Genomic DNA, 14,571 nt, shown 5'->3' on the forward strand with positions numbered 1-14,571 from the left:
GGGCCGATCGGCCGCTGAACGGGTCGATCGCGCCGAAGCTCAACCAGGCGCTGGCGCAACTGGACGCCGATGCGGCGAGTCCGATCGTGGTCGACCTGGTCCGGGTGGCCGCCCTTGACGAGGGCGTGACGCTGGTGCTCGCGGCCGCGGCCGTGCGCGCCGGGCGGCGGGGGCGCGGCCTCGAACTGCGGCTTTCGAGGGGACGCTCAGCAACCGTGGCCAACGAGGCCCAGTTGCGAATGGTCCTCCGCGAAGCGTTCCCGACCGATGAGGCATTTCCGAACGCGGCATAAGGCGTCGAGAGCAACGCGGCGTAAGAGAAGCGCGGCGTAAGAGCCACACGCTCAGACGAACACGGGCTCGCGCCCGAACACACGGTGCAGCGCCGCGGCCGACGCCTCGACCGCGGCCGTACGGATCCAGAAGTGCTCCCGCACGCCGTCGATGGCGGTCGCCGACAGCGCGATCGCGCCCAGCTGCGGCTCCGGCGTCCAGATCACGTCCATCAGGTGGCGCGGGTCGGCATTCAGGTGCAGGTGCTGGCGGCGCAGCACCCGGGTCTCCCGGGTGACGACCAGCCGGCGGTTGGTGAGCAGCAGCAGATAACTGGCCCGGTCACCGGGACGGCTGGCGCGTGCGACGAGCACCGGCTCGTCGTCCTTCGGCAGGCAACTGTGCAGGATCGGCAGGTGCCGGCAGACCGTTGCGGCGTCTGCGCCCGTCCGCTTGGCTGCTGCGACGAGGCGGTCGAGCAGGCGTCGGGTCTTGGCTCGCGGCTCCATGTCACGGGTAACGACCCGCTCGCCGCGCAGGCTGCGGCCTGTTCTCCGGATCGCACACGCGGTGCGGTGATCAACTTAGCTGGCTCTTAAATGTCCGGCCGATAGGCTGACCGCGTGGACCTACGCGCCCCGATGCCGGATCCCCCTCCGGGCGAGAGCGAAACACCGATACCCACCGAGGCGACCTGGCGGGTCGACATGCGCCTCACGGTGGGCAAATGGGCCGGCGCCGCGATCTTCGTGCTCGCTGCGGCGATCGGATTCCGCGATCCCGGCCAGCTGATCGTGGTCGGTATCGCGGCGGCGCTGCTGCTTGTGCTCGGCCTGCGTGACGTGATCGCGCCGGTGCGGCTGGCGGCGGGTCCGCCCGGCGTCACGGTGGTGACGGGCTTCGCCGGCCGGCGATTGATCCCGTGGGAGCAGATCGACCGCATCCGGGTCGACGCCCGGCGCGGCATGCTGCTGCGCAGCCAGGTCCTCGAACTCGACGCGGGCGACCAGTTGTACTTCTTCAGCGTGAACGAGCTGAACACGCCGTGCGACGAGGTCGCCGGCACGCTGCGGGCGATGAGCGTCAGGTTTCTATCCGAACGGTGAGCACCGCGATGTCGTCGCGGGGCGGCTCGGGGGAGAACGTCACCGCGGCGGTGCGCAGCCGGGCGGCCACCACCTCGGCCGGGAACCCGGCCAGCGTCGACGCCTCGGCCCGGAGCCGGTCGACGCCGAACAGCACGCCCCGGTGCCGCCGCTCGGTGACGCCGTCGGTGGTGAAGATCAGCATGTCGCCGGCGTTGAGCTGCACCTGCTCGACCGGCGACTTGACCACCGGCAGCAGCCCGAGCGCGGTGCCGCAGCGCCCGACGAGCCGGGTGCGCCCGTCCGGGTGCACCAGCACCGGCTGATCGTGCCCGGCCAGGTGCAGCGCGACGTCGACCACGCCGTCCGGACGCCGGGCGAGCACCGCCAGTGCCAGCGTGCAGAACCGGCCGGATCCCCGCTCGACCAGCGTCTCGTTGAGCCGGCTCAGCGTCTCCGCGATCGGCCGGCCGTCGCGCACCAGCGCCCGCGTGACGTCGCGGACCAGCCCGGTGACGATCGCCGCCTGCACACCCTTGCCCGACACGTCGCCGATCACCACGAGCCACCGGCCGTCGGGCAGCCCGACGATGTCGTAGAAGTCGCCACCCACGTCGACCTCGGTCGAGTAGGAGCCGGCCGGCACGTACTCGGCGCCGAGGTCGACACCCTCGATCTCGGGCAGTTGCGGCGGAAGCAGCGAGCGCTGTAGCGCGGTGGCGATCGCGCGTCGCTCGGCGTAGATGCGGTTGTTGTCGATGGCCACGGCCGCGCGCCGGGCGAAGTCCTCGATCGCGGCGATCTCGTCGGCGCCCTGCCGGCCGTCGGCGTCCCGGCCGACCGCGATCGTGCCGAGCCGCTGGCCGCGGGCCACCAACGCCACCGCCACGCCGTCGGCCGGCGCCGCGAGCGGCACCGGCGCGTCGAGGCCGAGCGCTTCGAGAAGCTGCGGCCGCGCGGCGTCGAGAAGATCCAGAAGCTTCGGGACGGACGCCTCGTCGCTGTGCGTGCTGGTGGCGAGCCGCAGTTCGCCGTCTTCGCCCAGGGCGTGCACCGCGCACCACAGCCCGAGCCGGGGCACGATCAGGCGCGGGATCAACGCGAACGTGAGCTCGACGTCGAGCGACTGGGCGAGCAGTTCGCCGGCTTCGGCGAGGAACGTCAGCCAGCCCTGCCGGGCCAGGTCGGCGCGGCGCAGCCGGTGGTTCTCCACCAGCAGACCGATCCGCTCGGCCGCGAGCGCCACCAGCGGCTCGGTGCCCGCGTACGCCGGGTGCAGCGTCAGTTCGCCGCGCCAGGGGCGGGACAGCCGCAGCGGGACGCGGGTGCTGCCGTCCGGCGGAACGCCGGTGCCGAGCGCGGCGGTGGTGCGCGGGCCGTGGTCGTCGCCGTGGTCGATCAGGATCGTGGCGCTGGTCGCGGCCGTGGCGTGGGCGAGCCGGCGGAGCATGTCCTCCAGCTGCTCGGACAGGCCGCCGTTGTCGGCCAGCGAGCCGAGGACCGCCAGCGGGTCGACCGTCGGCCACGGGGTGGTACCGGGTGCCGTCGGCGCCGCCGCCGTGCCCGGCCGGGCCAGGTGGAACCACACGCCCTTGCCACCCGGGTGATGCACTGTTCCCCAGCGCTGCGACATCCCGTTCACCAGCAGCAGGCCGCGGCCGCGCTCGTCTTCGGCGCGATCACCGTCGGTGTTGGGGAGGAGCGGCCCGGGCAGCTCGTCGAGCACGGTGATCGTGAGCCCGGTGGCGTCGGCGGACACCTCGACGGTGACCTGGGTGGCGGCGTGCACCACGGCGTTGGTGACCAGTTCGGTGGTGAGCAGCAGCGCCTCGTCGAGCACGTCGGTGAGATCACCCTCGGTGGCGACAGCACGCACGATCGACCGTGCTGCACCCGGCGAGCGAAGCTCGGCCGGCAGCAACGTACGCCGCACGATCGGCGCGCCCGAGGCGGTCACAGTCGCAGTCTCCCCTGCCTGGCTGTAACAATCCAACCGGGGCACGCTTCATGCGCCGGGCTTACAGCCGGGTGGGTACCCGCCCTCCGTGGGACACCCGGAAAGGGGACACCATGACCACAGTCGACCAGGTCAAGTCACCGCGAGCGGATGGCGACACGCCGGATGAAACACTCCTGCGTGAACTCACCGATGCACTCGATCGGGTGGCTGCCGGCGACCTGAAGGTCCGGTTGGGCCGCCGTACCGGTGCCGCCGGTGAGGTGGTCGACAGGTTCAATCGCCTGATCGAGATGCAGCAACGGCAGACCCGCGACCTGTTGCGCATCAGCCGGGTCGTCGGCCGGGAGGGCCGGCTGACCGAGCGGCTCGACGAGGAGGGCGTGGAGGGCGCCTGGGGTGACCGCGTCAAGGCGGTGAACTCGCTCATCGACGAACTGGGCCGGCCCACCCAGGAGATTGCCCGGGTCATCGCGGCTGTCGCCGACGGCGACCTCACCGAGCACATGGCCCTGGAGATCGAGGGACGTCCGCTGCGCGGTGAGTTCCTCCGCATCGGCCGCACCGTGAACACGATGGTCGACCAGCTGTCGTCGTTCGGCGAAGAGGTCACCCGGGTGGCCCGCGAGGTGGGTACCGAGGGCAAGTTGGGCGGCCAGGCCGAGGTCCGCGGCGTCGCCGGCACCTGGAAGGACCTCACCGACGCGGTGAACACGATGGCCGCGAACCTCACCGGTCAGGTGCGGTCGATCTCGACCGTGGTCACCGCCGTGGCGAAGGGCGATCTGTCGCAGAAGATCACGGTGGCCGCGAAGGGCGAGGTCGCCGAGCTCGCCGAGACGATCAACTCGCTCACCGACACGCTGCGCGTGTTCGCCGACGAGGTCACCCGCGTGGCGCGCGAGGTGGGCACCGAGGGCAAGCTCGGCGGTCAGGCACAGGTCACCGGCGTGAGTGGTACCTGGCGCGACCTCACCGACGCGGTCAACTACATGGCGTCGAACCTCACCGGCCAGGTCCGGAACATCGCCCAGGTGGCCACCGCGGTCGCCCGGGGCGACCTGTCGCAGAAGATCACGGTGGCGGCGCTCGGCGAGATCCTGGAGCTGAAGGACACCGTCAACACGATGGTCGACCAGCTGTCGAGCTTCGCCGACGAGGTCACGCGCGTGGCGCGCGAGGTGGGCACCGAGGGCAAGCTCGGCGGTCAGGCGCAGGTGTCCGGCGTCGCCGGCACCTGGCGCGACCTCACCGAGAACGTCAACCAGCTCGCCGGGAACCTCACCGGCCAGGTGCGGAACATCGCCCAGGTCACCACCGCGGTCGCGAAGGGCGATCTGTCGCAGAAGATCACGGTGGACGCGAAGGGCGAGATCCTCGCGCTCAAGAACACCGTCAACACGATGGTCGACCAGTTGTCGAGCTTCGCCGACGAGGTCACGCGCGTGGCCCGCGAGGTGGGCACCGAGGGCAAGCTCGGCGGCCAGGCCCAGGTGAAGGGCGTGAGCGGCACCTGGCGCGACCTCACCGACAACGTCAACTACATGGGCTCGAACCTCACCGCGCAGGTCCGCAACATCGCCCAGGTGGCAACCGCGGTCGCGAAGGGCGACCTGTCGCAGAAGATCACGGTGGACGCCCGCGGCGAGATCCTGGAGCTGAAGTCCACGGTCAACACGATGGTCGACCAGTTGTCGAGCTTCGCCGACGAGGTCACGCGCGTGGCCCGCGAGGTGGGCACCGAGGGCAAGCTGGGCGGCCAGGCACAGGTCACCGGCGTCTCCGGCACCTGGCGCGACCTCACCGACAACGTCAACTACATGGCGTCGAACCTCACCGCGCAGGTCCGGAACATCGCCCAGGTCGGTACGGCGGTGGCGAAGGGCGACCTGTCGCAGAAGATCACGGTGGCGGCGCAGGGCGAGATCCTGCAGCTGAAGGACACCGTCAACACGATGGTCGACCAGTTGTCGAGGTTTGCCGACGAGGTGACCCGCGTGGCCCGCGAGGTGGGTACCGAGGGCAAGTTGGGCGGTCAGTCGCAGGTCACCGGCGTGAGTGGTACCTGGCGCGACCTCACCGACAACGTCAACTCGATGGCGTCGAACCTCACCAGCCAGGTGCGGAACATCGCCCAGGTCACCACCGCCGTGGCAAAGGGCGACCTGTCGCAGAAGATCACGGTCGACGCGCAGGGCGAGATCCTCGAACTGAAGAACACCGTCAACACGATGGTCGACCAGTTGTCGAGCTTCGCCGACGAGGTCACCCGCGTGGCCCGCGAGGTCGGCTCGGAAGGAAAGCTGGGCGGCCAGGCCAGGGTCCGCGGCGTCTCCGGGACGTGGGAGGACCTCACCGAGAACGTCAACCAGCTCGCCTCCACGCTCACCACGCAGCTGCGCGCGATCGCCCAGGTGTCCACGGCGGTGACCCGCGGTGACCTGACCCAGCGCATCGCCGTCGAGGCGCAGGGCGAGGTCGCGGAGCTGAAGGACAACATCAACCAGATGATCGTGACGCTCCGCGAGACCACGAAGAAGAACGCGGAGCAGGGCTGGCTCGACTCGAACCTGGCCCGCATCGGCGGCCTGCTGCAGGGCCAGCGCGACCTCGACGAGGTCTCCCGCATGATCATGACCGAGGTCACCCCGCTGGTCGACGCGCAGATCGGCGCGTTCTTCCTGGCCGGCTCCACCGACGACGGCGCGTTCCGGCTGCGGCTGGGCGCCAGCTACGGCTACGCCGCTCCGGACCACCCGATCACGTTCGCACCCGGTGAGGGCCTGGTCGGGCAGTCCGCGATGTCGCGGCGGGCGATCCGGGTCAGCGCGCCGCCGGACGGCCGGCTGGTGGTCCGTTCCGGACTCGCGGCGACACCGCCGGCCGACCTCGTGGTGCTGCCGGTGCTGTTCGAGGGCGAGCCGCTGGGCGTCATGGAGTTCGCCTCGGTGGCCGCGTTCAGCGAACTGCACCTGAGCTTCCTCGACCGGCTGGTGGTCACGATCGGCGTCGCGCTCAAGACGATCCTGGCGAACCGGCGCACGGAGGAACTGCTCTCGCAGTCGCAGCGGCTGGCCCTGGAACTGCAGGACCAGTCGGCCGAACTGCAGCGCACCAACGCCGAGCTGGAGGAGAAGGCGGCGCTGCTGTCGGAGCAGAAGGCCAGCATCGAGATGCAGAACCGCGAGATCGAGATGGCCCGGCTCGGCCTGGAGGAGAAGGCGCAGCAGTTGGCGCAGGCGTCGCAGTACAAGTCGGAGTTCCTGGCCAACATGAGCCACGAACTGCGGACGCCGCTCAACTCGATGCTGCTGCTCTCGCGTCTGCTGGCCGAGAACACCGACCACAACCTCACGGGCAAGCAGACCGAGTTCGCCCGCACCATCCACAGCGCCGGCTCCGACCTCCTCGGCCTCATCAACGACATCCTCGACCTGTCGAAGATCGAGGCGGGTCGCATGGACGTCGAGCCGGGCGAGGTGGCGTTCGACGACGTCCGCTCCTACGTGGAGCAGGCGTTCGGGCCGCAGGCCGAGGAGAAGGGCCTCGACTTCACGGTCAACATCGCCGGCGACCTGCCGCCGGTGATGGTCACCGACCCGCAGCGGGTGCAACAGGTGCTGCGCAACCTGCTGTCGAACGCGGTGAAGTTCACCGACACCGGTTCGGTGGAGCTGTCGATCGCGCTCGCGGCGGCCGACACCCAGTTCGACGTCCCGGCCCTCGACGGCGCCCGGCGCGTGATCGCGTTCTCGGTTGCCGACACCGGAATCGGCATCTCGCAGGACAAGCTCTCGCTCATCTTCGAGGAGTTCCAGCAGGCCGACGGCACCACCAGCCGCAAGTACGGCGGCACCGGCCTCGGGTTGTCGATCTGCATGAAGCTGGCCCGGCTGCTCGGCGGCGTGATCCAGGTGTCGTCGTCGCTCGGCGAGGGGTCGACGTTCGTCCTGTACCTCCCCGACGTGCTGCGCACCGACCTGCTTCCGGTGCCCGGCTCGTACGACGGCGCGGCACCGGCCACCCCGATCCTCGGCGGGCTTCCCGCGTCGTTGCCGGCGCTACCGGTGCCGCCGCCGCTGCGCGCCGCGCCGAGCCCGTTGCGTCCGATCAAGGACGGCGACCGCCGGGCCACCTCCGCCGCCCAGCAACTCGACGGTGCCACGGTGCTGATCGTCGACGACGACGTCCGCAACGTGTTCGCCCTGACCAGCGCGCTGGAGATGCACGGAATGACGGTGCTCTACGCCGACAACGGCGCCGACGGCGTACGGCTCCTGTCCGAGCACCCGGAGGTCGACGTGGTATTGATGGACGCAATGATGCCCGAAATGGACGGCAACGAGACCACCCGGGCGATACGCCGCAACCGGCGCTTCGCCGATCTGCCGGTCGTCTTCCTCACTGCGAAGGCGATGCCGGGTGACCGGGAGTCGAGCTTCGCGGCCGGCGCCAGCGACTACATCACCAAACCGGTCGACCTCGACGAACTGCTGGAGACCATGGCCGGCTGGGTGACCGGGCGGCGCTCCTCATGACGGTGGCCCGGGTACTGCTGGTCGACGACCGGAAGGACAACCTGCTCGCCCTGGAGGCGATCATGCAGGGCCTTCCGGTGCAGACCGTCGCCGCGCACAGCGGCGAGGAGGCGCTGAAACACCTTCTGGTGGAGGACTTCGCGCTGATCCTGCTTGACGCCCAGATGCCCGACATGGACGGCTTCGAGACCGCCCGGCACATCAAGCGGCGCGAGCGCACGCGGCACGTCCCGATCATCTTCCTGACGGCCGCCGACCGCGACTCCCACCTCGCGATGCGGGGGTACGCGGTCGGTGCCGTCGACTACCTCACCAAGCCGTTCGACCCGTGGGTGCTGCGGGCGAAGGTGTCGGTGTTCGTCGAGTTGTGGGCGAAGACCGAGCAGCTGCAGGCGCAGGGGGAGGCGGCCCGGGTGCGCGACAACGCCATGCGGGCGGCCGGCGTGGCGGTCGGCGAGGCGTTGACGGCGCTGAACAGCACCGAGACCACGGGCGGCGACCTGTTGCCGGCGCAACTCGACCGCGCGCTGGCCGCCCTCGACCGGGCGCAACGTCACCTGGGAATTTAATTGATCATGAGGGCGCCGCGCAGGCCCGTGATGTCGAGCACGCGCAGCAGGAAGTCGCCCACGTTGGTGAGCACGAGATGGCTCTGCACCAGCCCGGCCTTGCGGCTCAGCACCACCAGCGTGCCGAGGCCCTGCGAGTCGCAGAACGTGACCTCGCTCAGGTCGAGCACCACGCGCGGCGGCGGCTCGTTCGCGAGCATGTCGCCGACCACTTTGGACAGTCGCTGAACCGTGGACATGTCGATCTCGCCTGCCAGCTTGACGACTGCCTCGGCAGCCGTTCGCTCCACAGCGATACTGAGATCCGGCCGATCCACGTCGGAAGCTTAACCTGGCGCATCGGGGGCGGCAGGTCGGGCCGCCCGGTAGCCCCGGAAGTGGCCCGGAAGTGACTTAGTGCGCACCGGCGAGGCCCCGATCGGTGATCCCCCGTTCGTGGGTCACAATGGGCGCACCGTGGAAAGTCGAACCAGCGCCAGCGCAGAATTGTTCGCCCGTGCCCGGGCCATCGTGCCGGGTGGGGTGAACTCTCCCGTGCGCGCATTCCAGGCGGTGGGCGGCACGCCCCGGTTCATGGTGCGCGGCGAGGGCTGCCACATGTACGACGCCGACGGCAACCGCTACGTCGACCTGGTGTGCTCGTGGGGCCCGCTCATCCTGGGTCACGCGCATCCCGAGGTGATCGCGGCGGTCACGGCCGCGGCCGTCAAGGGCACCAGCTTCGGGACGCCGACACCGGGCGAGGTCGAGCTCGCCGAGGAGATCGTCGCCCGCACTCCGGTGCAGCAGGTGCGCCTGGTCAACTCCGGCACCGAGGCCACGATGACGGCGATCCGGCTGGCCCGCGGCTTCACCGGCCGAACGAAGATCGTCAAGTTCGCCGGCTGCTACCACGGCCACGTCGACGCGCTCCTGGCGAGCGCCGGTTCCGGCGTCGCGACGCTCGGCCTGCCCGACACTCCCGGCGTCACCGGCGCGAGCGCGGCCGACACGATCGTGCTGCCCTACAACGACGTCGGCGCAGTCGAAGCGGCCTTCGCCGAGCATGGCGCGGGCATCGCGGCGGTCATCACCGAGGCCGCGGCCGGCAACATGGGCGCGGTCGCCCCGCACGACGGGTTCAACGCGGCGCTGGCCCGCATCGCCCACGCCAACGGCGCGCTGCTGATCGTCGACGAGGTGATGACCGGGTTCCGGGTGAGCCGCGCGGGTTGGCACGGGATCGACCCGGTCGACGCCGATCTGTACACCTACGGCAAGGTCATGGGCGGCGGCATGCCGGCGGCGGCGTTCGGCGGCCGGGCCGAGATCATGGGCCGGCTCGCCCCGGCCGGGCCGGTGTACCAGGCCGGCACGCTCTCCGGTAACCCGCTCGCCTGTGCGGCGGGCCTGGCCACGTTGCGGAACTGCACTCCCGAGGTCTACGGCCGCCTTGACGAAACCGCGTTTACCATCGGGAAGATGGTCACCGAGGCGCTCACCACTGCCGGCGTGCCGCACCGCCTCTCCACAGCGGGCAGCATGTTCTCGGTGTTCTTCACCGATTCGCCGGTGGCGAACTTCGCCGACGCCAAGACCCAGAACGTGGCCGCGTTCAAGGCGTTCTTCCACGCGATGCTCGACCGGGGCGTGTACCTGCCGCCGAGCGCGTTCGAGGCCTGGTTCGTCAGCGCCGCGCTCGACGCCGAGGCGATCGAGGTGATCGCGGGGGCACTGCCCGCGGCGGCTTCGGCCGCCGCGGAGGCTTTTGAGGGACGCGCATGAGGACGGTCGTTCACGTGCTGCGCCACGGCGAGGTCCACAACCCCGACAAGATCCTGTACGGCCGGTTGCCCGGGTTCAAGCTCTCCGAACTCGGCCGCCAGATGGCGAAGGCGGCCGCCGAGGCGCTCGTCGACAACGACGTCACGCACATCGTCTCCTCGCCCCTGGAACGCGCGCAGGAGACGGCCGAGCCGTTCGCCGCCCGGTTCAAGGTGACACCCGAACTCGACGAGCGGCTGCTGGAGAGCGTCAACAAGTTCGAGGGCAAGGAGTTCGGTGTCGGCGACGGCGCGCTGAAGCATCCCCGGAACTGGTGGATGCTGCGCGACCCGTTCACACCATCGTGGGGCGAGCCCTACAAGAAGATCGCGGCGCGGATGTTCGGCGCGGTCGAGTCGGCCCGCGACGCGGCCCGGGGGCACGAGGCGGTGTGCGTCTCGCACCAGTTGCCGATCTGGACGCTGCGCCGGTTCGTCGAGCGCAAGCGGCTGTGGCACGACCCGCGGCTGCGCCAGTGCGCGCTGGCCAGCCTCACCTCGATCCACTTCGACGGGGACACGGTCGTCAAGATCACGTACGAGGAGCCGGCGGCACACCTCATCGCCCTGCACCCGGACGCCCGGACGGCCAAGGGGGCCTGACCATGCGGCTGCTCGCGGCCATCCTGCTCGCCGCCGCCCTGGTGTTCGCCGGGGCGGGTTGCGGCAACGACGAGAAGCCGCACGAGCCGGTGCTCACCGGCGACCTGGTGGCCGGCGGCACCTACGACCCGGCCGGGCACAAGGGCAAGGTCACCGTCGTCAACTTCTGGGGTTCGTGGTGCCCGCCGTGCCGGGCCGAGATGCCCGACCTGGTCAAGGCGTACGACGACCTGAAGGGCGACGACGTCGCGTTCCTCGGCATCAACGTGCGCGACCCGAACGTCGATCAGGCCAAGGCGTTCGTCGAGCAGTACAAGGTGCCGTTCCCGAGCATCCGCGACACGCAGAGCAAGCTCGCCCTGGAGTTCGACGTCGTGCCGGTGAACATCCCCACCACGCTGATCCTCGGTAAGGACGGCAAGCCGAAGAAGACGTTCCGCTCGGCGGTGCTGGAGCCCGACCTGGTGGCGGCGGTGCGGGAGGTGCTCGGCAGTGGGTGAGAACGGTGGGTGAGACGTTCGCCGGCATCGTCGACAGCGGCCCGCTGGTCGGCGCGGTCGCGGTCGCCGCGGTCGCCGGGCTGCTGAGCTTCCTCTCGCCGTGCGTGCTGCCGCTGCTGCCCGGCTACCTCTCCTACGTCACCGGGCTCGCCGGCGCCGACCTCGACGCCGGCCACCGGCGCGGCCGGATCGCCGCCGGTGTCCTGCTGTTCATCGCGGGCGTCGGCGTGGTGTTCATTCTCGGTGCGGTGCTCGCCTCGCAGGCGGGGTCGACGCTGTACCGGCACCAGCGCGCGATCGAGATCGGCGTCGGGATCCTCATCATCGCGCTGGGTCTGCTGTTCGCCGGGTTCGTGCCGGACGCGTTGCAGCGCGAGTGGCGGATGCAGAAACTGCCGTCGGCCGGGCTGCTCGGCGCGCCCGTGTTCGGCGTGGTGTTCGCGCTGTCGTGGATCCCGTGCACCGGCCCGACCCTCGGCGCGATGATCCTGCTGGCCTCCACCGGTTCGACGGCCCGCGCGGTCGCCCTCGCCGTTGCCTACTGTCTGGGGATGGCGCTGCCGTTCCTCGCGTTCGGGCTGGCCTACCGGCGGCTGCTCGGCGTGTTCCGGGCGGTGCGGCGCAACAGCCGGTGGGTCACCCGCATCGGCGGCGGCCTGCTGATCCTCACCGGTCTGGCCCTCGTCACCGGCGCCTGGGGCTGGTTCATCGACTGGCTGCGCGTCTCCCTCCCGGTTACGGAGTTCTTCGTATGAGCCGGGCCTGGGGGGTACTGCGAAACGGCTGGCGCCAGCTCACCAGCATGCGCACCGCGCTGGTGCTGCTGTTCCTGCTCGCCGTCGCCGCGATCCCGGGTTCGGTGCTGCCGCAGAACCGGATCAGCCCGGAGAAGGTCGCCGAGTACGCGCGGAACAACCCGACCTCGGCGCCGTGGTTCGACCGGCTGCAGCTCTTCGACGTCTACACGTCGGTCTGGTTCTCGGCGATCTACCTGTTGCTGTTCGTCTCGCTGGTCGGGTGCCTCGTACCGCGGTTCCGCGACCACGTGGTCGCGCTCATCCGCGTCCCCCCGAACGTCCCGAAGCGGTTGGAGCGATTGCCGGAACATGCCGATGGCATCGACCACGACGGCGATCTCGCGGCAACCGCGCAGCGGTTGCACGGCCTCCTGCGCAAGCGGCGGTTCCGGGCCGTGGTGCGGGGATCCGGCGACGAGTACACGGTCAGCGCCGAGAAGGGCCACCTCAAGGAGACCGGAAACCTGCTGTTCCACTTCTCGTTGCTGGCGCTGCTGATCGGCATGGCGGCCGGCGGGCTGTACGGGTGGCACGGCAACCGGATCCTGGTGCGGGGCGACGGCCTGTGCAACAGCCTGCAGCAGTACGACGAGTTCGTGCCGGGCAACCGGGTCGACGGCGAGCGGCTGCCCAAGTTCTGTATGTCCCTTGTGGACTTCAAAGCGTCCTATTTGGACAGTGGGCAGCCGAAGTCGTACCGGGCGCGGATGGCGTACGAGGTCGACGGGCGCAGCGGCGAGCGGTCGGTCGCCGTCAACAACCCGCTGCGGCTCGGGCCGGCAACCGCCTACCTGCTGGCGAGCGGGTACGCGCCGGAGGTCCGGTACACCGACCGCACCGGTCGGTCACAGACGATCGCGGCGCCGTTCCTCACCACCGACCTCACCATGACGAGCCAGGGCGTGCTCGCGTTCCCCGACGCGAACATCGGCGTGGTCGACAAGACCTACGGGCCCACCGGCAAGGTGCAGGTGGCGTTCGACGGCGTCTACCTGCCGACCGTCCCCGACGACGTGCACGCGGCGAAGTCGGCGCACCCCGACGAGCGGGACCCGCGCCTGATGCTGCGCGTCTACATGGGCGACCTCGGCCTCGACGCCGGCACCCCGCAGTCGGTGTACACGATCAACCAGGCGCAGCTCGGCAACGGCCTGCTGCGGCAGGTCGGCGGCCCGATCGCGTTGCGCAAGGGCGAGTCGGCCACCCTCCCCGACGGGTCGAAGATCGAGTTCCTCGCCACCCGCCCGTGGATCGCCGTCTCGGTGCGGCACGACCCGGGTGAGGAGCTGGTTCTGGGCGGTGCTGTACTGCTGGTGGTGGGTCTGCTCGGATCGCTGGCGGGGCGGCGGAGGCGGATCTTCTTCCGGGTGACGCCCGGTGGCGTCGAGGCGGGTGGGCTACCGCGTACCGACTACGCCGGTTTCACCGCGGAGTTCGAGGCGATCGTGCGTGAAGCACGGGAGGGGGCCGAACCGGATGGCGAGCTTGTCCGACCAGCTTCTGGTGGTCACGATTCTGGCGTACCTGGCGGCGATGCTGTGCTACGCGGTTGAGTACGCGTTCGGTTCACAGGGACTGATCGCCCGGGTCGCGAACCGCGACCTGGTGGCGGTCGGTTCGCTCGGGTCTTCCGCTTCGGAGGTCGAGCCTTCCGAGCCGCCGCCGTCGCGGGCCGGTGCGCGGTTCGGGCTGCTGGCCGTCGCCGCCACGGTGCTCGGCGTGCTCGCCCACGCGGCGACGCTCGTGACCCGGTCGGTCGCCGCCGGCCGGGTGCCGTGGGGCAACCTGTACGAGTTCCTGCTCGTGCTGTGCCTCGTCGGCGCGATCAGCTGGCTGGTGGTGCTGCGGCAGTGGCCGGCGATGCGCCCGCTCGGGCTGCTCATCACCGCGACGCTGGTGATCCTGCTGGGCTCGGCCGGCATGGTCTACACCGATGCCGGTCCGCTGGTGCCGGCGCTGAACTCCGCGTGGCTGAAGATCCACGTCACCACCGTGGCGACCGCCGGCGGCGGCCTGCTGGTCGGGTTCGTGTCGGCGGTGCTGTACCTGTTGCGGGAGGGCTACGAGGACGGCCGGACCGGCTTCCCGTGGGCCCTGGCCGCGAAGGCGCCCCGCGCCGAGGCGTTGGAACGCATCACGTTCCGCATCCACGCGTTCGCGTTCCCGTTGCTCACGGTCGGCATCATCTGCGGGGCGATCTGGGCCGAGTCGGCCTGGGGTCGCTACTGGGGCTGGGACCCGAAGGAGATCTGGTCGTTCATCACCTGGGTCGTGTACGCCGGTTACCTCCACGCCCGCGCCACCCCGAGCATCCGCCGCCGCACCGCCACCTACCTGGCGCTGGCGGGCTGGGCCGCGCTGATGTTCAACCAGTACGGCGTGAACATGTTCTTCACCGGCCTGCACAGCTACTCGGGTACGTGAAACCGGCCCTGGCAGACTGGGCA

General features: G+C 70.4%; 13 protein-coding genes. 10 read left to right on the plus strand and 3 right to left on the minus strand.

Annotation, left to right across the window (positions count from 1 at the left end; all coding sequences use genetic code 11):
• Window positions 1-293 (plus strand): hypothetical protein (locus Vau01_RS45770; RefSeq protein WP_204006734.1); only part of this gene is annotated, 293 nt, incomplete at its 5' end.
• A 51-nt stretch (window positions 294-344) separates the two neighbouring features.
• Here the strand turns inward: Vau01_RS45770 and Vau01_RS45775 are convergent.
• Window positions 345-782, minus strand: a complete 438-nt coding sequence (locus tag Vau01_RS45775) for a hypothetical protein (protein WP_204006736.1) — start codon at window positions 780-782, stop codon at window positions 345-347.
• Window positions 783-896: 114 nt separating this feature from the next.
• On the opposite strand from Vau01_RS45775, the gene Vau01_RS45780 reads away from it, so the two are divergent.
• Window positions 897-1,379: a PH domain-containing protein gene (locus Vau01_RS45780; RefSeq protein ID WP_239152378.1), complete on the plus strand. Its 483-nt coding sequence runs from the start codon at window positions 897-899 to the stop codon at window positions 1,377-1,379.
• Here the strand turns inward: Vau01_RS45780 and Vau01_RS45785 are convergent.
• Window positions 1,357-3,315: a SpoIIE family protein phosphatase gene (locus Vau01_RS45785; protein WP_204006737.1), complete on the minus strand. Its 1,959-nt coding sequence runs from the start codon at window positions 3,313-3,315 to the stop codon at window positions 1,357-1,359. The two genes, Vau01_RS45780 and Vau01_RS45785, sit on opposite strands and share 23 nt — an antisense overlap.
• Window positions 3,316-3,428: 113 nt before the next feature.
• Here Vau01_RS45785 and Vau01_RS45790 point away from each other — a divergent pair, with 113 nt between their 5' ends.
• Both Vau01_RS45790 and Vau01_RS45795 read left to right on the plus strand, forming a co-directional pair.
• Entirely contained in the window at window positions 3,429-7,853 is a 4,425-nt protein-coding gene (locus Vau01_RS45790) for a HAMP domain-containing protein (RefSeq protein WP_204006740.1), read from the plus strand.
• The gene (locus Vau01_RS45795; protein ID WP_204006742.1) at window positions 7,850-8,422 is read left to right on the plus strand and encodes a response regulator; all 573 of its coding nucleotides are present in this window, start codon (window positions 7,850-7,852) and stop codon (window positions 8,420-8,422) included. Before Vau01_RS45790 ends, Vau01_RS45795 begins: the two co-directional genes overlap by 4 nt.
• Here Vau01_RS45795 and Vau01_RS45800 read toward each other — a convergent pair.
• A complete protein-coding gene (locus Vau01_RS45800) occupies window positions 8,419-8,739 on the minus strand; it encodes an STAS domain-containing protein (RefSeq protein WP_204006743.1) in 321 nt (106 codons plus the stop codon). The two genes, Vau01_RS45795 and Vau01_RS45800, sit on opposite strands and share 4 nt — an antisense overlap.
• A 118-nt stretch (window positions 8,740-8,857) precedes the next feature.
• Here Vau01_RS45800 and hemL point away from each other — a divergent pair, with 118 nt between their 5' ends.
• Genes hemL through ccsB form a run of 6 tightly spaced genes read left to right on the plus strand, consistent with a single transcriptional unit; the run spans window position 8,858 to window position 14,548 of the window.
• Window positions 8,858-10,186, plus strand: coding sequence for a glutamate-1-semialdehyde 2,1-aminomutase (hemL, locus tag Vau01_RS45805; protein ID WP_204006851.1), 1,329 nt, complete (start codon window positions 8,858-8,860; stop codon window positions 10,184-10,186).
• Window positions 10,183-10,827 (plus strand): histidine phosphatase family protein, encoded by a 645-nt coding sequence (locus tag Vau01_RS45810; RefSeq protein ID WP_204006745.1) that lies wholly within the window; start codon window positions 10,183-10,185, stop codon window positions 10,825-10,827. The genes hemL and Vau01_RS45810 overlap by 4 nt, the downstream gene beginning before the upstream one ends.
• A gap of 2 nt (window positions 10,828-10,829) precedes the next feature.
• The gene (locus Vau01_RS45815) at window positions 10,830-11,327 is read left to right on the plus strand and encodes a TlpA disulfide reductase family protein (RefSeq protein ID WP_204006747.1); all 498 of its coding nucleotides are present in this window, start codon (window positions 10,830-10,832) and stop codon (window positions 11,325-11,327) included.
• Between the two features lie 5 nt (window positions 11,328-11,332).
• Complete coding sequence (locus Vau01_RS45820) at window positions 11,333-12,082, plus strand: cytochrome c biogenesis CcdA family protein (protein WP_204006852.1); 750 nt, start codon at window positions 11,333-11,335, stop codon at window positions 12,080-12,082.
• Complete coding sequence (gene resB, locus Vau01_RS45825) at window positions 12,079-13,677, plus strand: cytochrome c biogenesis protein ResB (protein WP_204006749.1); 1,599 nt, start codon at window positions 12,079-12,081, stop codon at window positions 13,675-13,677. Before Vau01_RS45820 ends, resB begins: the two co-directional genes overlap by 4 nt.
• Window positions 13,601-14,548, plus strand: a complete 948-nt coding sequence (gene ccsB / locus Vau01_RS45830) for a c-type cytochrome biogenesis protein CcsB (protein WP_204006751.1) — start codon at window positions 13,601-13,603, stop codon at window positions 14,546-14,548. Before resB ends, ccsB begins: the two co-directional genes overlap by 77 nt.
• Window positions 14,549-14,571 lie beyond the last annotated feature (23 nt).

Origin of the sequence: Virgisporangium aurantiacum, from assembly GCF_016863635.1 — a bacterium.
Taxonomy (GTDB): Bacteria; Actinomycetota; Actinomycetes; order Mycobacteriales; family Micromonosporaceae; genus Virgisporangium; species Virgisporangium aurantiacum.